This is a genomic window from Psychrobacter sp. ANT_H59 (assembly GCF_008369225.1).
GTDB classification, from domain to species: domain Bacteria; phylum Pseudomonadota; class Gammaproteobacteria; order Pseudomonadales; family Moraxellaceae; genus Psychrobacter; species Psychrobacter cryohalolentis.
Map to the genome: position 1 here is coordinate 86,512 of NZ_VOBE01000001.1, position 23,775 is coordinate 110,286.

Annotated in this window: 17 protein-coding genes; 11 read left to right on the top strand and 6 right to left on the bottom strand. The window is 42.6% G+C overall.

Annotated elements, in window-relative coordinates:
- The first annotated feature begins 54 nt into the window (after positions 1-54).
- The 7 genes from acnD (at position 55) to FQ083_RS00365 (ending at position 10,446) form a co-directional block, all read left to right on the top strand.
- The gene (gene acnD / locus FQ083_RS00335; RefSeq protein ID WP_223145214.1) at positions 55-2,688 is read left to right on the top strand and encodes a Fe/S-dependent 2-methylisocitrate dehydratase AcnD; all 2,634 of its coding nucleotides are present in this window, start codon (positions 55-57) and stop codon (positions 2,686-2,688) included.
- Between the two features lie 122 nt (positions 2,689-2,810).
- Positions 2,811-3,050: a type II toxin-antitoxin system Phd/YefM family antitoxin gene (locus FQ083_RS00340; RefSeq protein ID WP_149408278.1), complete on the top strand. Its 240-nt coding sequence runs from the start codon at positions 2,811-2,813 to the stop codon at positions 3,048-3,050.
- Between the two features lie 60 nt (positions 3,051-3,110).
- Entirely contained in the window at positions 3,111-4,904 is a 1,794-nt protein-coding gene (locus FQ083_RS00345; protein WP_149408279.1) for a hypothetical protein, read from the top strand.
- Between the two features lie 111 nt (positions 4,905-5,015).
- Positions 5,016-6,257, top strand: a complete 1,242-nt coding sequence (gene prpF / locus FQ083_RS00350) for a 2-methylaconitate cis-trans isomerase PrpF (RefSeq protein WP_149408280.1) — start codon at positions 5,016-5,018, stop codon at positions 6,255-6,257.
- Between the two features lie 17 nt (positions 6,258-6,274).
- A complete protein-coding gene (locus FQ083_RS00355; protein ID WP_149408281.1) occupies positions 6,275-8,128 on the top strand; it encodes an ABC transporter ATP-binding protein in 1,854 nt (617 codons plus the stop codon).
- A gap of 83 nt (positions 8,129-8,211) precedes the next feature.
- Entirely contained in the window at positions 8,212-8,802 is a 591-nt protein-coding gene (locus FQ083_RS00360) for a GNAT family N-acetyltransferase (protein ID WP_011513636.1), read from the top strand.
- Between the two features lie 141 nt (positions 8,803-8,943).
- The gene (locus tag FQ083_RS00365) at positions 8,944-10,446 is read left to right on the top strand and encodes a bifunctional 2-methylcitrate dehydratase/aconitate hydratase (RefSeq protein ID WP_149408282.1); all 1,503 of its coding nucleotides are present in this window, start codon (positions 8,944-8,946) and stop codon (positions 10,444-10,446) included.
- A 47-nt stretch (positions 10,447-10,493) separates the two neighbouring features.
- Here the strand turns inward: FQ083_RS00365 and FQ083_RS00370 are convergent, their stop codons facing one another.
- Both FQ083_RS00370 and FQ083_RS00375 read right to left on the bottom strand, forming a co-directional pair.
- Entirely contained in the window at positions 10,494-11,285 is a 792-nt protein-coding gene (locus FQ083_RS00370) for an SDR family oxidoreductase (protein ID WP_149408283.1), read from the bottom strand.
- Between the two features lie 255 nt (positions 11,286-11,540).
- On the bottom strand, positions 11,541-13,022 hold the full coding sequence (locus FQ083_RS00375; RefSeq protein ID WP_149408284.1) for a nucleobase:cation symporter-2 family protein: 1,482 nt from the start codon (positions 13,020-13,022) through the stop codon (positions 11,541-11,543).
- Positions 13,023-13,509: 487 nt separating this feature from the next.
- On the opposite strand from FQ083_RS00375, the gene FQ083_RS00380 reads away from it, so the two are divergent.
- Together FQ083_RS00380 and FQ083_RS00385 are read left to right on the top strand one after the other, a co-directional pair.
- Positions 13,510-14,916, top strand: coding sequence for a DUF2868 domain-containing protein (locus tag FQ083_RS00380; protein ID WP_149408285.1), 1,407 nt, complete (start codon positions 13,510-13,512; stop codon positions 14,914-14,916).
- Positions 14,917-15,029: 113 nt separating this feature from the next.
- Positions 15,030-16,592, top strand: coding sequence for a DUF3482 domain-containing protein (locus FQ083_RS00385; RefSeq protein ID WP_149408286.1), 1,563 nt, complete (start codon positions 15,030-15,032; stop codon positions 16,590-16,592).
- Positions 16,593-16,633: 41 nt separating this feature from the next.
- Here the strand turns inward: FQ083_RS00385 and FQ083_RS00390 are convergent, their stop codons facing one another.
- The 3 genes from FQ083_RS00390 to FQ083_RS00400 form a co-directional block, all read right to left on the bottom strand.
- A complete protein-coding gene (locus FQ083_RS00390) occupies positions 16,634-17,650 on the bottom strand; it encodes an ArsA family ATPase (RefSeq protein ID WP_149408287.1) in 1,017 nt (338 codons plus the stop codon).
- 33 nt (positions 17,651-17,683) lie between these two features.
- Entirely contained in the window at positions 17,684-17,977 is a 294-nt protein-coding gene (locus FQ083_RS00395; protein ID WP_011513629.1) for a cory-CC-star protein, read from the bottom strand.
- A 111-nt stretch (positions 17,978-18,088) separates the two neighbouring features.
- Positions 18,089-19,768: a carbon starvation protein A gene (locus FQ083_RS00400; protein ID WP_011513628.1), complete on the bottom strand. Its 1,680-nt coding sequence runs from the start codon at positions 19,766-19,768 to the stop codon at positions 18,089-18,091.
- Positions 19,769-20,076: 308 nt separating this feature from the next.
- On the opposite strand from FQ083_RS00400, the gene FQ083_RS00405 reads away from it, so the two are divergent.
- Both FQ083_RS00405 and FQ083_RS00410 read left to right on the top strand, forming a co-directional pair.
- The gene (locus tag FQ083_RS00405; protein WP_133104339.1) at positions 20,077-20,745 is read left to right on the top strand and encodes a hypothetical protein; all 669 of its coding nucleotides are present in this window, start codon (positions 20,077-20,079) and stop codon (positions 20,743-20,745) included.
- A 102-nt stretch (positions 20,746-20,847) separates the two neighbouring features.
- Positions 20,848-21,411: a hypoxanthine-guanine phosphoribosyltransferase gene (locus FQ083_RS00410; RefSeq protein ID WP_011513626.1), complete on the top strand. Its 564-nt coding sequence runs from the start codon at positions 20,848-20,850 to the stop codon at positions 21,409-21,411.
- A gap of 118 nt (positions 21,412-21,529) precedes the next feature.
- Here FQ083_RS00410 and recD read toward each other — a convergent pair whose 3' ends face one another.
- The gene (recD, locus tag FQ083_RS00415; protein ID WP_149408288.1) at positions 21,530-23,725 is read right to left on the bottom strand and encodes an exodeoxyribonuclease V subunit alpha; all 2,196 of its coding nucleotides are present in this window, start codon (positions 23,723-23,725) and stop codon (positions 21,530-21,532) included.
- Between the last annotated feature and the right edge of the window lie 50 nt (positions 23,726-23,775).

A 23,775-nucleotide genomic window follows, 5' to 3' on the forward strand; every position in this document is an offset into this window, starting at 1 on the left:
ATTTAACCAGCCAACAGCTAAAGGTGACTTATGGACAACGCCCTTGTACAACCGATGAATGAACCCTTTAAAAAGCCATTACCTGGCACAGATTTATATTACTTTGATACCCGTGAAGCCATCGAAAACATCGAAGCTGGCGCGTATGACAAGCTACCGTTCTGCTCAAAAGTATTGTGTGAAAACTTGGTACGCCGCTGCCCATCAGAAGATTTAACCGCAGCGCTCAAGCAACATATCGAAGGCAAGCAAGATTTAGATTTTCCTTGGTACCCTGCTCGCGTCGTTTGTCATGACATCCTAGGTCAAACCGCGTTTGTTGATTTGGCAGGTCTACGTGACGCCATCGCAGAACAAGGCGGTGACCCATCAAAAGTGAATCCAATCGTCCCAACACAATTAATTGTTGACCATTCATTGGCCGTTGAGCATGCAGGTTTTGAAGAAAACGCTTTTGAGAAAAACCGTGCTATCGAAGAGCGCCGTAATGATGACCGTTTTCACTTTATCAACTGGTGTCAGTATGCCTTTGATAATGTCAACGTGGTACCGCCTGGTAACGGCATCATGCACCAAATCAACCTAGAAAAAATGTCACCGGTTGTACAAGTGGTGCAAAATAAAGCCGGTGAACAAGTGGCGTTTGCCGATACCTTGGTCGGTACCGATAGCCACACGCCGATGGTTGATGCTTTAGGCGTTATCTCAATTGGTGTTGGCGGGCTTGAAGCGGAAAGTGTGATGTTGGGTAACCCATCATACATGCGCCTCCCAGATTATGTTGGTGTTAAGCTAACGGGTAAATTACAAAGAGGCATTACTGGTACCGATTTGGTATTGGCTATGACCGAGTTCTTGCGTGATGCAGGCGTGGTGTCTACTTATATTGAATTCTTCGGTGAAGGTGCGCGCCAATTAAGCGTTGGTGACCGTGCATCTATCTCAAACATGACACCAGAATATGGCGCAACGGCGGCTATGTTCTATATCGATGAGCAAACCATCGACTATCTACGCCTAACTGGTCGTAGCGAAGCACAAATTAAATTGGTTGAGCAGTATGCCAAGCAGACAGGCCTATGGGCTGATGGCATGGAAAATGCAGAATACGCACGTGTGCTTGAGTTTGATTTATCCGCTGTGGTACGTAATATGGCAGGCCCTTCACGTCCGCATGCGCGCGTATCAACCACAGACTTGGTTGCGAAAGGTATTGCTCATGGCGAAGGTGATAAATTACCTGAACCAAAAGATGGTTTGATGCCAGATGGTGCCGTGATTATCGCCGCAATTACCAGCTGTACCAATACTTCTAACCCGCGCAATATGGTTGCTGCAGGTTTGGTTGCGCGTAATGCTAATAAAAAAGGCTTATTGCGTAAGCCTTGGGTGAAATCGTCTTTAGCGCCAGGTTCGAAAACGGTCAAAATGTACCTAGAAGAAGCGGGTCTGATGCCTGAGCTACAAGAAATCGGCTTTGACGTGGTTGGCTTTGCTTGTACCACTTGTAATGGTATGAGTGGCGCGCTTGATCCTGATATCGAAAAAGAAATCATCGATAACGATCTGTTCACCACTGCGGTATTATCGGGTAACCGTAACTTTGATGGTCGTATCCACCCGTATGCCAAGCAAGCGTTCTTAGCATCACCGCCACTGGTCATCGCTTATGCTATCGCCGGTAATATCCGTTTTGATATTGAAAAAGATTCATTGGGCAAAGACACGGATGGCAATGATGTTTATCTAAAAGACATCTGGTTTGATGATGACGAAGTCGATGCCATCGTTGCCAAAGCCGTGAAGCCTGAGCAGTTCAATGCTGTGTATATCCCGATGTTTGATGAAGCCAAAAAAGACACGGGTAAAGCATTAAGCCCACTTTATAACTGGCGTGATCAGACCACTTATATTCGTCGTCCACCCTATTGGGAAGGCAAAATGGCAGCGATGAATAAGCTAAAAGGTATGCGTCCGCTAGCGGTATTAGGTGACAATATTACCACTGACCATTTATCACCGTCTAATGCGATTTTGGGCGACTCAGCAGCTGGCGAGTACCTTGATACTATGGGTCTGCCAAGCGAGGACTATAACTCTTATGCCACCCATCGCGGCGACCATTTAACGGCTCAGCGTGCAACCTTTGCCAATCCAAAGCTATTGAATGAAATGGTACGTGATGAAAAAGGTGAAGTAATACAAGGTTCGCTTGCTAGGGTTGAGCCACAAGGACAAGTCATGCGCATGTGGGAAGCAATCGAAACCTATATGAACCGTGAACAGCCGCTGATCATTATCGCAGGTGACGGCTATGGTCAAGGCTCAAGCCGTGATTGGGCTGCCAAAGGTGTGCGTTTAGCAGGTGTTGAAGTCGTCGTTGCTGAAGATTTTGAGCGTATCCATCGTCAAAACTTAGTTGGTATGGGTGCACTACCTTTGCAGTTTGAAAAAGGTACGACTCGGAACACACTAAATATAGACGGCACAGAAGTCTTTGATGTCACAGGCGAAGTTTCTGCTGGCGGCATGATGACGCTGGTGATTAACCGTGCTGATGGTAGCACGACTGAAACCCCTATCATTTGCCGTTTAGATACCGCTGATGAGGTTAAAATGTATAACGCAGGCGGGATGCTACAGCGCTTTGCCAAAGAGTTTATCGATGGCACGTTAGATATCGCGTAAGTGTCATGAGTGTGAAATAATAAGTGAGCCGATGCTGTATATTTATATGGTATCGGCTTTTTTATAGATAGTACTAAAAGTTTTATGATCGCCGCAGCCTAGACTTGATTAAGGAAGAAACTATGAAAACAGTAAGTTTTTCAGAAGCCAACAAAGACTTTAAGAAGGTTTTGAATACAGTGAATAATGACGATGATGTGGTTTTTATAAGTCGTAAAAATGATAGCGATGTGGCTGTGATGTCGCTTGCTCATTACAACAGTTTGATGGAAACGCTTTACTTATTAGGAACGCCTGCTAATGCAGTGCATTTGGCTAAGTCTATTGAGCAGTGTAAAAACGGTTGGACTGAAATAGAATAATATTATATATCTCAATATTTTATTTATAAATAAATTGCGCAACTATTTAAAGAGTGTTGAATGAATATTGATCAAAACTGGCTTGAAATGCCTGAAAATATTAGAAAAAAATTTGATAACTCAGTATGGATTCCGTTAAGAGCTGCTAAACATTTTAAAAATCCTATAAAATTTGGTTATGAAAAATATACAAGAGAGATATTTAGTGTTGGTTCGATTGCTGTGCCTACAGAGAATGTGCAAGATATTGTAGATAATTACGGTTGGGACGATTTTGGATTGTCAAGTATTCAAAAGGGATACATACACAACTCTTCTTATTATCAAGCAGATCAAAAACCTTTGACCCTTGCTACAGATAAAGATATTACTGGAATTCATTTAGTCTTAGAACAAGATAGCTATGCTGAAGATAGAGTCTCAATTTGGCATCTAAATCAGGACTTAGTTTTAACTTTTGATTTAATTTCAGAGAATGATAAATGGTTATCTCCAAAAGATGGATATATAGAAGTTGCAAGAATTGAAAGAAATTCAGACAGGCAACCTATCTTATTAGAAATAAAAGCTGAATTTCTTAAAGATTATCTTTGTGCTAGGGGTATGGCTTTATTAATTAGTGCTCATTATGAACGCGATTATATTACCTCAGTACCAAATCTGGTTAACTGGTCTAATAAGGAAGAAAAGAAAACTCCTGTAGGAACTTGGAAAGGACATGTAATTCCTATTCATGAAGGAGGTGAACACTATGGTAGCTCAACAGCTGTATTCCATATGAGTAGAACTGATGCTCATTTAGATGAAGATGTACCTGATATATCATCTATCCCAACGGATGATAATTTAATATCAGATAGTTACAGCTACAAACATCAAGGCAAAAAGCTATACAGATATCTTTCAGAATATTGGACAGATCAAATAATTTACCCTGGCAAACATAGTGTACGTATAAGAGAGGATGAACTATCTTCATCTACTTTCTTTATTACCGATGTGGATGGTTCAAAAAAAAATAGCGATGATTTGCTTAAAGGTGGTAAATGGTTATGGTTCAAACCTGACGTTATTGACACACTATACAATAGGCGTGGAGGTTACCTAGGCTTTTATACAGAAAATACTGGAACAGTCTCATGTTGTCATGAATATGGCTATAACATTCATTTTGGAGTCAACGAGCTTGGTTTGATTACTGTCTATGCAAAAGACATTGCTTATTTACCTGAATGGCAAAGAATAATATGGCAAGGGTATAATATATCGCCTGATGGGGGCATATCAAAAGAGCTTCATGCTTCTCAAGTTTCTGCTAATCCTGCGTCTACTAAAGCGCCAGAAAGTTTTATTTTAGAAGGCTATAACAAATTAAGTGAGTCAACTGAAAAAAACTTCAACTTTAGGCTATTTAAAGAACATATAGAGTTAGATTCAATTTTTCGAAGGATACATCGTTTTAGGTCTTTAGACCAATCAGGTTTTTTTGCATTAGCAAAAGACGTTGCAAGAGTAACTGCTGATAATATTGATACTAATAAATTACAGGAAATTGTTCAACCTCCAAAAGGACAAAAACTAGGTTCATTAAAATCACTAGAAAATTTTCTAGCTAAAAAATATGATTTAGAACAAGTGCGTAAAATAACAGCACCATTAGTGGGCGTATATGAATTGAGACACGCTGATGCACACTTACCTTCAAGTAAAATATCTGAAGCATATGATTTGGTTGGTATTGATTCAAATCAATTGCATATCTTCCAAGCCCTATGCTTATTAAAAAGTGTGACTACAAGTTTGTGGACAATTTCAGATATGGTAGATAAATGGAACACTCAGCCAGATCGCTAAAACTCAATCTATATCTATTTCCATCAACAAAGACTAATTTATTTGATAGCTAATGAATAGTCGATTGTTTGTATTTTCAATAATATTATTAAGCTATAAGGATTTCCCATAATGACTCAAACGAGCGCTCAATCAAAACCCTCTTTCGCCCCCCAACTATCCGTTCCTGCTACCTATATGCGCGGTGGTACCTCCAAAGGCACTTTTTTTAAACTGTCTGATTTACCTGAGCGATGCCAAGTCGCTGGCAAGTCGCGGGATAATTTCCTATTGCGTGTCATCGGTAGCCCTGATCCTTATGGTAAGCAAATCGACGGTTTAGGAAATGGCAGCTCTAGCACCTCTAAGACAGTAATATTGTCTGAATCTGATAAAGCAGACCACGATGTCAACTATTTGTTTGGACAAGTCAATATTGCCAAGCCTATGATTGATTGGGCGGGTAACTGTGGCAACTTAACTGCAGCGGTTGGCGCTTGTGCGATTAATATGGGTCTGATCGATGCTGATAAGATCGCCAATAGTGCGAATACTGGCATCTGTGAAGTGCATATTTGGCAAGAGAATATCAGTAAAACCATTATCGCTCACGTGCCTGTGTATCAAGATGAGCAAGGCAAGGTACAAGTGCAAGAAACCGGTGACTTTGAATTAGACGGTGTGACCTTCCCAGCCGCTGAAGTCAAAATTGAGTTCATCGATCCAGTTGATTCATCTAGTGACATGTTCCCGACAAACAATCTAATCGATGACTTCGATGTCTCAGGCTGTGGTCTAAATATTGATAGTGTCAAAGCAACCTTTATCAGTGCCGGTATTCCAACTATTTTTATGAAAGCAGAAGATTTAGGCTTTACCGGTACTGAATTGCAAGGCGACATTAATAGCGATGGTGAGCTACTTGCCAAGCTTGAGAAAATCCGTGCCACAGGCGGTGTGGCGATGGGATTATTTAAAGACGTTTCTGAAGCACAGACCAGCCAGCATATTCCAAAAATCGCATGGGTAGCTCCTGCGCAAAGTTACAGCGCCTCAAGTGGCAAAGCCGTTGATGCAGCAGATATTGATTTGGTCGTACGGGCGATGAGTATGGGTCAATTGCATCATGCGATGATGGGTACGGCCGCGGTTGCTATTGCTGCGGCAGCGACGACGCAAGGGACATTGGTTAATGAAGCAGCAGGCGGTAGCGAGTTAGGTGAAGTTCGTTTTGGTCATCCCTCTGGCACCTTGCTCGTCGGCGGAAAAACCGAACTGATCGATGGACGCTGGCAAGCCAAAAAAGTCTCGATGAGTCGCTCAGCACGTCGTATCATGATAGGTGACGTTTTTGTACCAGCGGATGCCTTTTAAACTTTAAATAGGTTTTTATGCCAACTCGCCCCCAGTCAAGCCATGTGCAGTTAGATAAAAAGCCGCCGGTCGAGAAAAAAGAACGGCGGGCGCTGTTGTGGGATATTCTAAAAAAACTGGCGGTATTTGCCGCGCCTTACAAAACCTTAATTATCGCTACGCTAATCTTAACGGTGCTTGGCTCCTTTACCGCGCAAGTTAATGCCTTTGTGCTGCGTTATACCGTCGATACCTTGACCGAAATTGCTACGCTTGCAGATCCATGGCAGGCTGGTCTACGTATGCTAGGGATTATTAGTGCGGTGCTCTTGACCAAAGAGATATTGTCGATATTCATATCTTTTGGGCAGCGCTTCTTTGGTGAAAAAATTCGTATCAATCTCTCTCGTGATTTATCACAAAAAATCATTGAACGTATCTTGACCTATCGCATGGCGTTTTATACCAGTAGTGAAAACGACAGCGGTAAATTGCAAACCCGTATTGATTATGGCGTTAGTAGTCTTACAAGCTTGGTACAAAACTTCTTTATCGATATGCTCCCACTGTTTGCCAGCGCCATCGTTTCACTGATTATCATGTTTTCGACCAACTTTTGGATAGGCTTGGTTGGTCTGATTATCATTCCCATTTACTTTTTCATCAGTCAAAAACAAGCGAGGCGTTTGCAAGGTTTTCGCCGGCAGATGCGTGGCTATAGAGAAGCCAAAAGCGGGATGGTTATCTCGCTGATTAATTCTATCAGTGTCGTAAAATCGTTTGTCCGTGAATCTATCGAGGCGGAGAAGCATTTACAGATTCAAAAAGACATGACCGATAATCAGCTGCGTATTCGTAGCATTGGTTTTATTTATGATGCCGTAAAGACCTTTATCGAGCAGATTGGTGTGGTGGTTATCATTCTTCTCACGGCTTATTTTGTGTTACAAGGCGAGATGACGATTGGCATGATTTTGTTTCATGTCATGCTGTTCCAAAACGTCGCCGCTCCTATCCGTCAATTGCATCGTATCTATGATCAGATTAATAACGCCCTGACCTATGCCGAAGGTTTTTTTGAGATTTTAGAAGATGAAAGCCAAGTTGAGAACATCACTGGCAGAAGCAGTAAAGATTTAAAAGGTCACATTGAGCTAAAGAACGTTGATTTTACCTATCCTAATGGTACACAAGCACTAAAAGATGTCAGCTTTACCATCAAACCCAATCGTATTACTGCACTGGTGGGCCTCTCCGGTGCAGGAAAGAGTACGATTATTAGCCTATTGGTAAAGTTTTATGCACCAGATAGCGGCAAGATATATTTAGATGGGCATAATTTAGCCGACTGTGACACTCATGAGTTGCGTCAAAATATCGGGCTGGTACTACAAAGCAATCATATATTTTCGGGTACGATTGGCGAAAATATCCGTTATGGTGATATGAGTGCTAGTGACGATGATATTGTGATTGCAGCAAAAAAAGCCTCTATTCATGAGCAAATCATGTCGTTATCCAAAGGCTATGAGAGTACCGCAAAATCCCTATCAGGTGGACAGCAGCAACGTATTGCGCTGGCAAGGATGTTCTTAAAGGATCCGCCTATTGTGTTTTTGGATGAACCAACGGCCAGCCTAGACGCTATTGCCAGTCAACAGGTCAAAAAAAGCTTAGATCTTATTAAGAAAGACCGTACTGTGATTATGGTGTCGCACAATATTGCCCAAATCATTGATGCTGATGACTTAGTAGTGATAGAAGACGGGCGCGTGGTCGAGACCGGCACTCATGAAGAGCTTTACCATAAAGGCGGCAAGTATTTTGAAATATTCAGCGCCATGTCAGATAGTCTGAACTTAGATAAAATCAGTCAAACCTTGAATAGTTAATGCGGTACGAAATCGTTATAATGCTCACTCTTTGCTGCATCCTATTTTTGATCATCCTTTAAATCGTTAGAAGCTGTGTGATTATGACTTGTGAAATTTCGATAAAAACCTTTGATGAATTAACCTCCGTTGATCTGTATCATATTTTAAAAGCGCGCTCGCAAGTGTTTGTGGTAGAGCAAAACTGTCCCTATCAAGATATGGATGAGGTCGATTTTGATTGCTTACATCTGGTCGCGCACCAAAACGAGCAGCTGATTGGCTATTGCCGCATCATCCCGCCTGTTTTTAATACCAAAAAATCTGCCGTCACCCCATCAGGCCCTATCCCATCGATTGGTAGAGTGCTGGTTTTAGCAGCACATCGCGGTGATGGTGTCGCCCGTCAAATGATGCTAGAGGCTATCAAATATTGCCGTAAAAAATACGGTAAAAAACCTATCATCATCTCAGCCCAGACTTATCTACTAAACTTTTACCAATCTCTTGGGTTTATCCCTGAAGGCGAGCATTATCTTGAAGACGGTATTGAGCATGTCATCATGGTGCTACCTATTATTAAAAAGGTCAAAGTAAAAAGAGAAAGCTCAGGTACAACAAGCAGTATTCTTAGCTTTTTGCTATTGATATTAGCAGTGTTATTTATTATTGGTTTACTGTATTTGATGGTCTAAAGTTTTTTCCACTCAAGGCAAGTCTTACACTACTTCACTGTGGTTCGATTGTGAGTATGCTATTTTTGATAGCAGGTTTATTGATTCGTAATAGGATTGATAAGTCACTTATATATCTGACTCAAGGAAGAGGTAACGATTATGTCCACTGTGGAAAGCAATGTACGACCGGCGTATGATAGCGAGATTGAAAAAATCGCCGATTATGTACTCAATTACTCTATAGATAACGACTCACCCAATAGCGCTGATGCTTGGAATACTGCTCGCTACTGCCTGATGGATACGCTTGGCTGCGGACTACTGGCATTACGTTTCCCTGAATGTACCAAGCATTTAGGTTCTGATTGCGCCGATCAAATTACTCCTAATGGCGCGCGTGTCCCCGGCACCTCCTATCGACTAGACCCTATTAAAGCTGCTTTTGACATTGGCTGTATCGTGCGCTGGCTTGATTATAATGATACATGGCTCGCTGCCGAATGGGGTCACCCCTCTGACAATTTAGGGGCGATTTTGGCAGTAGCAGATTATATCAGCCAGCAAAACGTCAGTCAGGGGCATGCACCTCTTATTATGAAAGAAGTGCTAGAAGCCATGATTATGGCGCACGAGATTCAAGGGGTGTTGGCATTAGACAATTCCTTTAATCGTGTGGGTCTTGATCATGTATTTTTAGTGAAGTTGGCGTCGACCGCTGTTGTTGCCAAACTTTATAAACTGCCACATGAGCGTATCATGGCTGCCATCTCTCAAGCTATCGTCGATGGTCAAGCGCTACGTACCTATCGTCATGCACCCAATGCTGGTAGTCGCAAGTCATGGGCTGCAGGGGATGCGACCAGTCGAGCCGTACGTTTGGTTGATATCACGCGCCGCGGCGAGATGGGCATTCCATCTGCATTGACAGCGCCGCAATGGGGCTTTTATGATGTGCTCTTTAGTCATACTAATAAGGATTTGGCGCTTAAGCCTGAAAACGAGCGGTGCTTTACCTTCCAGCGCGAGTTTGGCAGCTATGTGATGGAGAATGTCTTATTTAAGATAAGCTTCCCTGCCGAGTTCCATGCGCAAACGGCTTGTGAGGCGGCCGTTATCTTGCATCCACGTATTGATGACCGCATGGAAGACATTGAAAAAATCATCTTAACGACTCATGAGTCTGCTATTCGGATCATCTCAAAGGAAGGGACGCTGGCCAATCCTGCTGATCGCGATCATTGTTTGCAATATATGGTTGCCGTGGCTTTACTCACTGGTGATTTGATGGCTGAAAACTATGAAGATGATTATCATGCCGAGCATCATATTTTGATTGATGGTCTGCGTCATAAGATGGTCGTTGAAGAAGATGCCGGTTATTCAAAAGACTATCATGATCCAAGCAAGCGCTCGATTGCCAATGCGATACAGGTATTCTTTAAAGATGGCAGTAGTACCGATAAGGTAGCGATTGAATACCCTATCGGTCATAAACGCCGCCGTACTGAAGGCTTACCAATACTGGAAGCTAAGTTCCGTGCCAGTCTTGCGACACGGTTTATCGACAGTCGCTGTACAGAGATTTTTGCATTGTGTAGCGACCAACAACGGTTAGAGCAGACGCCAGTAAACGAATTTATGGATTTATTTGTCGCCTATTGATCGCTTTAATTCGTCAATTTCTAATGAAATAAGGCTCATTCTAAAACCTACCACGGTATAGATTCCCCTGCCCAATCCACAAAACTCCCTGATTGGGCAGCACCCATCTTACTGAGTACCTCAAGCAAGCATTCAGCACTATAGGCTGGCGAAAATAACTGCCCGTCAGCTACGTTGCCCTGAAACGGAGCTGATAGCTGGGTGTTAACAGTGCCGGGCTGCATCACTACCACGCAGACGTTTTTAAGCGATCGACTCCATTCAATACTCAGGTTTTTCATACCCATATTAAGCGCCGCCTTACTCATGCGGTAGCTGTACCAACCGCCGAGTTGATTGTCACTGATACTACCTACCCTTGCCGATATCGTCGCAAAAATCGCCGGCTTATCTGCGCTTCGTTCAGCTTTCGCCAATAGCGGCTTGATGTGCTTGGCAATGAGCAAGCTTGCCAAAGCATTAACCTGCATATTCTGTAAAAAAAACTCACTTTCAATCTGTTGTAGTGATTTTTCTGGCTGACGCATTTTGGTATGCAGCAATCCAGCACAGTTAATCACCCAATCTATATGTGTGGTTTGCTGCTTAATCGCATCAGCTGCTTGTTTGATACTTTGCTCGTCACAGATATCCATCGCTATCCAATACAGATTTTCTGCTTCAAAATCAGGCACGCTTTTATGGTATGTGGCAAAGACACGGATGTCAGTATCGGTGTGCATATCGTTATTCGTAAGGGTGCTGGCGTGTTCATTGGCTGCAGTGTGTACCAATTGTTCAACCATGGCTTTACCGATACCGCCTGTACCACCGATGATAAAATAATTTTTAGTATTCATAAGGCGTTCATCCTTGTGAGTATTTATAGGGGTTATAACGCAATATTAAAACTACTTCTACTATATTGATTCAATGTAAACCTATTTACCATAGGGGGAGTGTGTCACGTATCTTGAGCGCTGATCATGTGATGAATTTTTGCAGCCTTATTATTTTGATAAAACAGGTTATACACAAAAAAAGCTACCTGTTATGGCAGCTTTTTATACGTTTGCTTTAATTGTCCAGCTTTTTCTAGCCTCTGATTGTAGCTTCTAGTGATGCGCTGGTTCTTTTGATATAGGTATCTCTTTACCGTCGCAATCAAACAATTTTCCTTCAGTAAAATAATCACCTTCATATAGATCAATCATCACCACAGGACGTACCGAGCGGTCTTCTGTACCAGCAACAAATACGGACTGTTGATCTGAATTTCCTATTTTTAAGTGGTTAAACAACAAGTTTAGGGCAATGGCCATGATGGCAGCAGAGCTGATACCTGAATGGAAAATTGTGGCAAACCAGTCTGGAAATTGATCATAAAACGCTGGAGCGGCAATCGGTAGCATACCAAAACCGATGGAGGTCGCAACGATGATTAGATTCATATTATTGGTGTAACTGACCTGCGCAAGCGTACGAATACCACTGGCTGCAACCGTACCAAACAATACGATACCGGCGCCGCCAAGTACGGCGGTAGGAACGGTAGCGATAACACGACCCATAATCGGCATCAAGCCCAAAATAACCAGAATAATACCGGCATAAGCGACTACAAAACGGCTTTTAACACCCGTTACGGCAACTAGACCTACGTTTTGTGCGAAAGCACTTTGAGTAAATGAGCCAAATATAGGGGCAATCATACTGGCTGCCATATCAGCTCGTAGTCCATTACCCAAACGTTTTGAATCGATATCTGTCTCAATAATATCACCAACTGCCAAAATATCTGCTGACGTTTCAACCAAAATAACCAATACCACGATAAACATAGAGATAATTGCCGCAATCTCAAAAGTCGGCATACCAAAATGGAACGGCGATGGGAAAGCAAAAATAGAGCCTGTCGTAATACCAGAGAAATCAACCAAGCCTAATGCCCAAGCAGCAAAAGTACCAATGACCATCGCCAGTAGAATCGATAGGCGACTGATCGCAGCATTACCAAGCTTGCTTAGTAATAACACCATCGCTAGCGTGAAGCCAGCAAGACCAATATTGGTCATACTACCAAAGGTAGGTAAGTTGCTGTTGCCGCCCATTGCCCAGCGGGCAGCGACTGGCATCAAGGTCAAACCAATAGTAGTAATGACGGTGCCAGTCACTAATGGCGGGAAGAATTTGATAATTTGGGAGAAAATAGGCGTGATCAAAAAGCCCAAAGCAGAGGCGGCAATGACAGCACCAAACACAGAAGGTAGTCCGCCCCCCGTTGTCACAATCGCAACCACGGTTGCCACACTCGCAAACGATACACCTTGTACGAGTGGCAGCTGACAGCCAAAGAATGGCACACCAATCGTTTGCAATAAAGTCGCAAGACCACCGATAAATAATGAGGCGGCAATTAATAAGCCAATTTCAGCGGGTAATAATCCAGCTGCCTGTCCCACAATTAATGGAACCGCAATAATACCACCGTACATGGTCAGTACGTGTTGAAAGCCATAAGCAATATTGGCACCAATACCCAAGTTTTCATCTTCTGGGCGGGCAACTGCCGATTGAGAAGTAGATTTAATATCCATATTAAATAGCCGTCCTTCGTGTTCTGTTGTTGATATGTTCTAGGCTTGTTCTTCGACAACTCCTAGAGTGGGACTCAAGATTGTTATAAAACCAAATACTCTACCTATCATTGCTAAAAAGGCGTATCGCCCTTTTATTCATCAATCTTTATTATTGGTCAGCTATAACGCCACTTTTGTTTATAGTGGAAGATAGCGCTGTGTATAATCTGAATTTGACATTAGAATAGGGATGAATATTTGATAAAACATTTAAATCAGGATTCTAATGTGTTTTTAGCATACCGCTTATTTATAATAACTGCCAGTTATTATTGACCATATGGTCAGGTTTTTTGTTAGCAACATAAATATCGTTAAAATTGACATCTATACCCTTCAGAAATAAAGTAATAATTGCATCAACAAATACGCTTTAACGATTATAATTTTCAACACATTACATTTTGATATTTCATTTCACCATTGATTATACGGACATCAGACCATGCTATCGCCCCAAGACCAATTGACTGAGCTGGTACGTACTCTTGAGACGCAGCAGCATGTCTTTGCCACTGACCCGCTACTCATTACTGAAAAGCTGCAAAATGAAGAAGGCTCGCCACTGCAAAAACTGCATCGACGAGCGTCACGAATAGACAGCAATGGCGCGCTGGCAGGCGTGCTTGGTAAGATTGATGGTCGCATCAAAGGCATCATGGTTGTTATGAGCGTGATTTGGTGTCTCTCAGGATTTTTGGGCTTATTCACTTTACTACAGACCAATGTAGTGAACTTCTTTTACGTCTTGGTATGCTTATTGGGTTTTCATAGTCTTATGCTTCTGGGCTGGCTAGTCATGACGCTTATCAATCAAGGCAAGCAGTCTTCAAACTGGTTTGCCAGCTTTGTCAGCCCCAGTTATTTGATACGTGGTAAAGATGATGTAACTCAGGCAGCGGTGAATTTATATGAGCGGCAGCTGCAACACAGCGGTATGCGTTGGTATTTGGGCAGATTTAGTCATCAGTTATGGCTTGCCACACTGACTGGTATGCTGCTTGCGATTATTTTTCTGTTGATTGTGCGTCAATACAGCTTTAGCTGGGAGTCAACGCTGCTGTCAGATCAGGCGCTAATTACTTTGACGCAAGTACTTGGATGGTTACCAAGTATGGTTGGATTCGATGTTCCGGACAGTACGGCTATCGTACAGAGCCGATTAGTGACTGATGCTATGCCTTTGTCTGTCGCACGGCAATGGGCAGGCTTGTTGGTTGGTAGTTTACTGATGTACGGGATTGTCCCACGCGCAATTGCATGGGCATTTTGTGCCTTGATGTTCCGTTGTAAAAAGATGCGTTTGGATATCAAGCTGCCCTATTATCAAAAGATTTTGAACTTTTGGCAGCGTCATGTGGTGGATGCTGATGACTTTAAAGAAGCCCCCGCGCCTATCGCCCCAAAAGCCCAAGTCAGTGCTGGCAAAAAACTGGTTGCGCTATTAGAGTATCCAGCGGAGCAAAACCAATGGTGGCAGTCGGGTTTCGATACAGGCATTACTGATACGACTGATATTGAGAATTTTGGTATTCTTGATGACCGTGAAGATATGGCACGGCTAAAGGCTTACCTAGATGCAAATCCGGTACAGGTATTGCTTGGTATTCATTTTAAAGCGCTGCCTGACCGTGGTACCTTGCGTAAACTTGATCAGATCGCCAATCACGCCAAACATGGACTGATTGTACAACTGTTAGAGGACAATAGCCTGAGTCTGACAGAGCACCATAATACGGGCAATGATGTTTTAAATGCTGGTTCAGACTCGAATTTAGAAAAGCAACATGTTCGTTATCAGCAATGGCAAACCGCCCTATCTGCTCGAAAAATCGGTTTGATCAATAACTGAAAATCTTTTTTTAGACGATGGATTATTGAACTCATACCGAAAGATAGATCAATTTGTTCTACAATAAAAGCTATGATGTTTTTGGATACTACCAATCAATATAAGATTCTATTATGAATAATGACAATAATAATCAAGGAAATAATGCGCATGAGGTCAATCCTCAAGCATCATCGTCTGGATTAGCCACACAGTCATCAAGTGAACCAGAGACTAGCTACAGGACAGCTAAAAAAACCATCGCTAGTGGTGAGGCATTAAAGCTTGCGGTCGTTGGTCATACCAATACGGGTAAGACTTCTATATTACGTACTCTATTGCGTGACGTTTACTTCGGTGAAGTAAAAAATGAAGCCGCAACTACCCGTCATGTAGAGCGTGCCCAACTGACGGATAGTCAAACGGGTGAAATATTGGTGGCTCTATATGACACGCCAGGTTTGGAGGACGCATCAGGGCTGATGGATTGGCTTGAAGATAATACTGCCAGTCGCCGTGATGGTATTGAGCGCCTGCAACAGTTTTTGGCAGCTGATATTGCTCAAAGTAGTGATGCGCTAAGTAGCAATGAGGACTATAGCCAAGAAGCCAAAGTGATTCGGCAGCTGCTGGCAAGTGATATGGCCATTTATGTCGTCGATGCACGTGAGCCGGTACTCGGTAAATATAGAGATGAGCTGGCTATTTTATCTTGGGCCGCGATTCCTGTTATGCCGGTATTTAATTTCACTGATGCTCAGGATGCCAATATTGATGACTGGCAGACTATGCTGGCAAGACGTAACTTACATATCTCGACGCGCTTTGATTCAGTGGCATTTGAATTTAACGATGAGATGCGTTTATGGCAGAATCTTGCGACTATGCTTACCCATTCTGAAATGCTTGAGCAGTTAATGGCGCGCCGCACTGAAAACTGGGCACAGTTATATGATGAAGCCAATATTATCATTGCAGATTTCTTGTTAAACGTCGCAGCATTTGTACGAGAGATTGGCGAAGATGATGATCCCATGCCAGTATTACAGCAAATGCAAGAAGCGGTTAGACAGAGCGAACGCGCAATGCAGCATAATTTGCTGAGTTTATATAAATTTTATGACAATGAGGTAGCGGCAACGCCACTTGAGCTACAGGCCTATCAGCAAGACCCGTTCGACCCCGAGCTTCTCAAAAGTTATGGCATTCGCACCACATCAGGCGCGGCTGCAGGTGCGTTACTAGGATTGGGTATTGATGCGGCGGCTCTTGGTACAACCTTGGGGTTGGGTGCTGCCATCGGTGGCATCGCAGGTGGATTGCTATCCAATACTGGCAGTATCGCCGATAAAATATCAGGGGTTAAGCGGTTATATATCGACCCTGCAACATTGACCTTGTTGGCAACGCGAGCGATAGATTTGCTCACTGCCCTACGTCACCGTGGGCATGCAGCAACAGATGCTACGCAGCTGATATATAAGGGTGAGGCGTCAATTGGCGATACTGACGCTGGGAATAATAATGCTATAACGCCATGGGCAACGCACAAACTGCCCAGTGAGCTAAAAAAAGCTCGTGGCAAACCGCAGTGGTCATCACTCAGTAGTGGCAAGTCTGAGCAGGCGCAGTTATTACGCGCAGATATGGCATGGTCGCTGGCAAGTAAGCTGTCGTCGTATCAGGGTCAGCCATAATGCATAAACATGTTAAAGATAATATCTCTTACTGACGGGCTTTATGATGCTGGGATTACTAATGCACTTAAGGCATCAGTACCGCGTACGTCGGTTTGCTGTAGATATATTGGGTATAGCGGATAATTGGGAAAGCTTTGCTCAATATCTTGCATTAATTGCTGTTGGCGCTCAGCACGACGACGCCAAAACGTATCGGACTGGGTCAGAGCTATCAACTGATTGATAACGATTGCGGCTGGCATAAGCTTACTGTCTTCTAACTGCTCTATCGCTCGCTTTGTTTCAGCCAGTGGCAATACGTCAGCCGTCATCACTAATACAATGGCGGTTTGTGTACGGTCATGAAGCAGCAACCCTGCCTGACGAAACAGCTGTTTGCGTTTTTCTAGTACGGATACTGCTTGCTCCCAGCGATCACTCTTTTTTTCGGCAAACGGATTGGCTAAGTCGTTTTTATTATTGTCTTGTTCATGACTGCCCAAATGATTTGCCACTGAGCGCAGTTTTGCTTGCCTTCGCTGCTGCGCTAGCAATCCATCCGTCCATGCCCCCATCATCTCAGGCAGCATTAATAAACGCAGTGTATGTCCCGTCGGTGCGGTATCAAAAATAACGTGCTCATAGCCGGCATCTGCTGCTTCGACTAGATGGTGACACATGGATTCGAGCATCGCGGCTTCTTGTGCACCAGGTGCTGATTTTGATAGCCGTAGATGCTCGCGAATTTTTGGCATCATGTCTGGGTTTGCATAGGAAGTAATGGTGCGTTCAACTTGGGCAAAATGCTCATCAACGATGATGTCAGGGTTTAGTTCAATAGCGTCCAAATAAGGGGTTACAACTGTTTTTTGATTTTTTAGCGCGACGTTTAACACATCGCCCAAGCTGTGTGCTGGATCGGTCGAGACAATCAGTGTCTTTTTGCCTTGATTGGCATAATAGCTGGCAAGTGCAGCGGCAGTGGTAGTTTTACCGACACCGCCCTTTCCACCGATAAATATAATCGGCTGTGTCATTAATTGCTCTAGCAATGCAGGCAATGGATGTAATGCCATACTTTTATCTCGTTTTAATTAATTCAAAGGAAACTAGCAGCAACCTACATGGTCAAAAGGGCATCTATCCATGCCCATGCGTGTATGCCATTCATGGAAGTTTTCTAAAAACAAAGGCTGCAACTCTAATGTATAAAAGCTAGCAGGATTATCGATGCCTAAGCTTTCCGCAAACATGAGTAGCATAAAAAAATCTTCCTCATCACGCGCGGCGCGTGCCATCGTCTGGCGATACGGCGCATGATAAAACTCGTTTAACCCAGCCGCAAACCGTTGCCACCATGGCTCAATATTTTTTATAGGTTTTGTGATATCTGCCTTTTCCATAATGACCCTTATTTTGCGTATGCTTATTATCTATCATGCCTATATGAGATAAAAAACGCCAGCAATTGCTGCTAGCGTTTTTATCGTAATTCAGTAAGTATTTAACATGGCTTAGAGGTTGCTTTTGCCTCTGTGTATCGACCATTCTTTACGGAGTACTGATAAACTCTCAAACGTCACTAAGATTGTGGCTATCAAGATAATGATATCCATAATAATAAGCAGCCAATTACCGTCATTGAAAAAGGTTTTTAGCTGAATCAATAATGCAAAAACCGTCATGACCAGTAAGAACGACAATGGTCCTAAGGTATACCATACTGGTCTGCCTTTACGTAATAAGATAACGGTTACAATCATCAAGGTTAGTGCAGCCATGAGCTGATTTGTCGTGCCAAATAACGGCCAAATAATCATACCACCAGCACCATCGATGCCACCAGCACCGAATGCTAATAATAGACAGCTACCAACGGCAAGCAATGTGGCCACCACACTTTTATTTAGAACAGGCAGTTTATAAATCTCACCAAATTCTTGGAAGATATAACGTTGCAAACGTACTCCAGTATCCATCGTGGTACCAGCGAACAAGGCTGCCATTACCGTTAGCATCGTCTGCGATAAAACCATATCAATGCCGACGCCAGCATTCAAGATAGTCGCACCGCCATCAATAAAGGCACCAATAGAGCCGTCGCCAAATTTTTGATAAACGGCTTGCCAGTCGCCAAGGGTTGCAAAGCCTGCTGTTGCCGCGAGTATCGCGCCAAGTGCTAGCATACCCTCACCCATAGCACCGAAGTAACCAACGAATCGTACATCTTCTTCTTTATCAATTTGCTTAGACGTCGTACCCGTCGCTACCAAACCATGAAAGCCCGAGATTGCACCACAAGCAATGGTCACAAATAATAAAGGCAACATAGATGGTGTGCCGATTGGCAATGCTGTGTTGATCGCTGGCGCGACAATATTAGGAGTCGCAATAAAGATGGCGGCATATAATAAAATCAGACCGACAAATAATTGCAAGCCATTGATGTAATCGCGCGGCTGCAACAGCATCCAGACTGGTAACAAAGACGCGATTGCCGCATAGACAAACAAAATAATAATCCAAACAGCATTGTCAGGTAAGCCTAAGAATGTCTCAGGTAACACAATGGGGAACATAGGACCGAGATAGATAAGCCCATATAAAGCCGTAACCCCAATGATTGATACCCAAACCAGATTCATCTTATAGCGATAAATGCACTGACCGATGATAAACGCGACTATCAAAGCGCCCCAAACAGGCAGCACAGCGGATGGGGTTTTTATCATCATATTAGCAATAGCGACGCCGAATACCGCATTTACCATGAGTAATAATAAAAAGATGACAATCATCATCAAGCTGCGTACACGTGTACCCATGACCGTACCGGCAATCGAGCCAATCGATTGACCTCGATTGCGCATGCTAGCCCAAATGGCAGACATGTCGTGGACACCCGCCATAAAAATAGTACCTAATACCACCCAAATGATAGCAGGTACCCAGCCCCAAATAACCGCAATGGCAGGACCAATAATCGGTGCTGCCCCTGCGACTGAAGTAAAATGGTGTCCCCATAACACATATTTATTGGTGGGAATATAATCTACCCCATCCTTCATGGTATGTGCTGGCGTGGGGATACTATTATCCAATGCCAAAATTTTAGTGGCGATAAATTTTGAGTAAAACAGATAACCGCAAAGCATAGCGGCAACAGCAAACAATAGCACGATTGCACTATTCATCTTATCTCTCCTTAGACAAGTAATGGGTAGCCTTATAAGTTCAAGCTTTTTAATTTAGAATATAAAAAATATGTTAAATTAGTCTTCGGCAGGTGACTCAGAGCACCTGACCATACGCAATTAAGCAGTTGATAGAAATTTTGTCATATCATCATCCATTAATACGGCTGAACTTTATAGTTAGCAGACGTCATCAGTCAGTATATGATATGGTGAATATTTGGTTGGCAACCCATTTAAATACTAACCGATTTAACGAAGAATGTAACGCTAGTTAAACCTCGAAAACAACAAATAAAGGAAGCACAATGGCGCATTATTTTGGATTTGTACCTTCAGATAAATTAAAAGCATTAATCGTTGAAGCTGAGCAAATCGTTGCATCGAATGAGGAAGTACCATACTACCCATATCGCGATGCTTTAACGCATCAGACTGCGCGTGATCTTATTGATAATTTATTGGTTGGTCTGGTTGACATTATCCCAAATCCTGAACGTCAAGCGTCCATGCGTAAAGTGGTTGTCACTGTTGAACGTGCGACCGATACCTTGCTTAATATTTTACTGGGTAAAGAAAATAACGAGGAAGTATTGCCAAGCTTCCATTTTCTAAGAGATCGAGCAACCTTTATCGATAATGACGGTCTAAAACGTGTGGGTTTTAAGCTCACAGAACAACATACTGCCATCATTCAAAAAGGTTTTGCAGCCATTACTCCTGAACATGTGGATACCAAGACATTTAAAACCGCACTTGAAACCATGAACGAAGAAACTTTAACTCACTTTATTAGCCGTTTTGCTGAAACCTTAAAATTGGGTATGATTAAACGCAAATCTGTACCTGTTGCCAAAGCAGCTATCGATAAAGGCATGAATATGGCACTTAATAAGTTGTTACCTGATTTGCCAGACAGCTCATTGAATCGCTTGGCGAACTATTACCGCCCTTTTATCGTAGAAAAGCCAGAATAAGTGCCAATATTTGATTAATTTTGCCTCAAAAGCCAGTTGGCATTGGGCATATTCACTAAAATTTGCTAAAATAAGCGGCACTTTTTACCAAAGGCACGTCCGATGACCCAAATCAGCAATCAAGAAATTGAAAAAACATTACGTAACTCAGAATGCCTAATCAGCAGTATAGAAGTTGCTGCCGCTTATGAGCGTTTAGCTGCACAGCTTAATCTGCACTATGCTGGTCTAAATCCGATTGTTATGGTCGTTATGAATGGCGGGCTTATCCCAGCCGGTCAATTACTGACTCACCTTACTTTTTATCATCGTATGCATTATATCCATGCATCGCGCTATCGTGATAACGAAGGAACCAATGAGCTTGATTGGAAATTTAAGCCTGATGTTAACATTGAAGGCGAGCATGTCTTATTGATCGATGATATTTTTGATGAAGGCATCACCTTAAAAGCAGTGGTTGAAGAATTGAGCAAGGAAAAACCTTTATCGATTGAATCATGTGTTCTCCTTAATAAAGAGCATGATCGTAAAGTTAAAGGTTTCGATGTTGATTTCGTTGGTATTAATGTTGCAGATCGCTATGTTTATGGCTGTGGTATGGATTTCCATGGTTACTTACGTCATCTGCCTGGTATCTACGCTATTAAAGAAGACAAGATTTAATCAGTTTTTGGTTGACTTGATAGCATAGTAAAAAAGCGCCCAATGGGTGCTTTTTTATTGCTTATTGATAAGTATATGTATTTGAGTGTTTTTTGATAATATATGCGATAAATACTAACTAAAACTGCAGTGCCAAACCCGTATGGCGCTCAGTCGGTGTCTGAACGGCTTTTTCGAAAGCATGTTTTGTACTATATATGGTCACCTGTTTTTTAGCACGGGTTACCGCCGTATAAATAAGCTCTTTGCTCAAAAGCCTTGCATGACTATTATCAAAAGTAATGGCCACATGATCAAACTCAGACCCCTGCGATTTATGAATGGTCATTGCATATGCTGTGGCTATAACGTCTTCATTTAGCAGATTGACAGCAATTCCCTGTGCTTTATTCTCAAAGAACACCTCAAGTCGGCTTTTCTCATCTCCTGTATGCAAGCAAAAGCCGATATCGCCATTAAACAATCCAAGTTCATAGTTGTTTTGTAAAACCATAACGGGACGACCATGAAACCATGTATTTTGACCTAGAGGTAGCTTTAGCTCAGTAAGATGCCATTGAGTGATATGATTATTAATGTAGTGATCACCCCACTCGCCATTATGACCAGCACTTAGGACTCTAAACTGATTAAACGTTTGCATTAATGAAGTAATTGTACTTTTTACTAATTCTGGCACGGATTTTTCTATTGGATTCTTTAGTAGTGATCCAATTTTATTTAGGTATTGATGATAATTTAGAGTGAGGTTTGAAATAATTTTATAATTGCTTAGGCTATTTTGTATCTTATTATCTATAACTGTCTCTGTTTGCAACGTATTTACATATTGAAAACTCAGTGCCTTGTCCTGCCTTAACAACTGCCAAATAGCTTGAGTATCTGCCTCTGTCTTATTAATTTGATTGGCAAGCTTCCCAATCCCTGAGTCTGCGCTAAATCGGCGACTCTCTGTTAGCTTTGCATGTATAGGTTGTAGCAATGGAATGCGGCATAAGTCAGCCAATACTGCCCCAGCATCTACTGCGGCTAGCTGGTTCGCATCTCCTAACAATATAAGCCTTGCGCCTGGTTTCACCGCACTCACAAGGTAATTAGCCAGTTCCACCCCCAACATAGATGCCTCATCGACAATGATAATATCTTCGCCGAGTGGATGATTTGCATTGTAACGAGGTCTACCTGTTCGACCAATGCCTAATAAGCGATGAATGGTCTTGGCTTCTTGCAGTTGTAGCTCTACATTCGCTCCATCTAGAGCCGCTTGCAAAGACTCTTGCATTCGCTGGGCAGCCTTACCAGTCGGTGCTGCTAAGGCTAGGCTGGCACTGTCCGTACTGAACCGAATTTTTCCATACTCATCACCCCCACTCTCTGTAGCTTGTTGCAGAGCAATTACTAACTGAGCAACCGTATAGGTCTTCCCTGTACCGGGACCACCAGTAATAATGCTAAAGGCATTGTTATTAGCGACATTAATAGCCATTACCTGCTGCTCATGTAGGTTTTCCGGTATCGCTATCTCTAAAGGGGTTATCTGTTGGTTCAAAATAGTATTAATGTGCTGTGCTAAGTTGAATTCTGCTTGCCAAGCTCGATGTAACCAAAAAGTGATCTTAATATTTTGTGTATCAGCCTCTGGTTTATTAATATGCTGATACACAATAGGTTGATTACTCTTGCTTAGGCTATTTTTACTATTCACGTTAGAATTAGCGTCAGCGAACAAAGTATGCTCATGAATGGGCTGAATGAAGGAATTTAGATTCGTGTTTTTCACTAGCTGATAAAGTGCAGCAACCGCATCAAAGCGTTTGCTGAGTATCTCTTTTTCACGATTGGTGAGTGCCAGCTGCGCCCATAGCTGAGCTCGCTTACCAAACATGATGTCTAGCAGGATAAATAATGATAACTCAGCTGTAGAATCATCCTCTTGCTGAGTAACTGTTTGAATGTCAATCAGTGCTAGAATTGGCGTTGCTAGCATCTCTAATAGTTGCTGCTGCCAGGCATATAGGGTGATTAGCTCGCCATTGATTTGACCGCTAAGCGGCACTTCATGCTCAGTTTCCTCAATGGTGAGTACAGTATGTCCCTCTTCTAAATGAGTGGCCAACATAACGAATAAAGCAGTAAATAAGCCATTTTGTTCCGTCTTATCGATTTGCTTACTATCAGCATTAGCCTTTGCCTCAGTGACGTTATACGCTAAGTGCGTTTGCTGACGGCGCATCAATATATAATCACTGATGTTACTAGCCCAGCTTTCTTGTAAGCTAACGCCCGCTCTGCTCTTATTGTTATTATTACTCATAGTATGCTTGTCTCTATTTTTATCCAGTTAATCGCTATCATGGTTGTTTT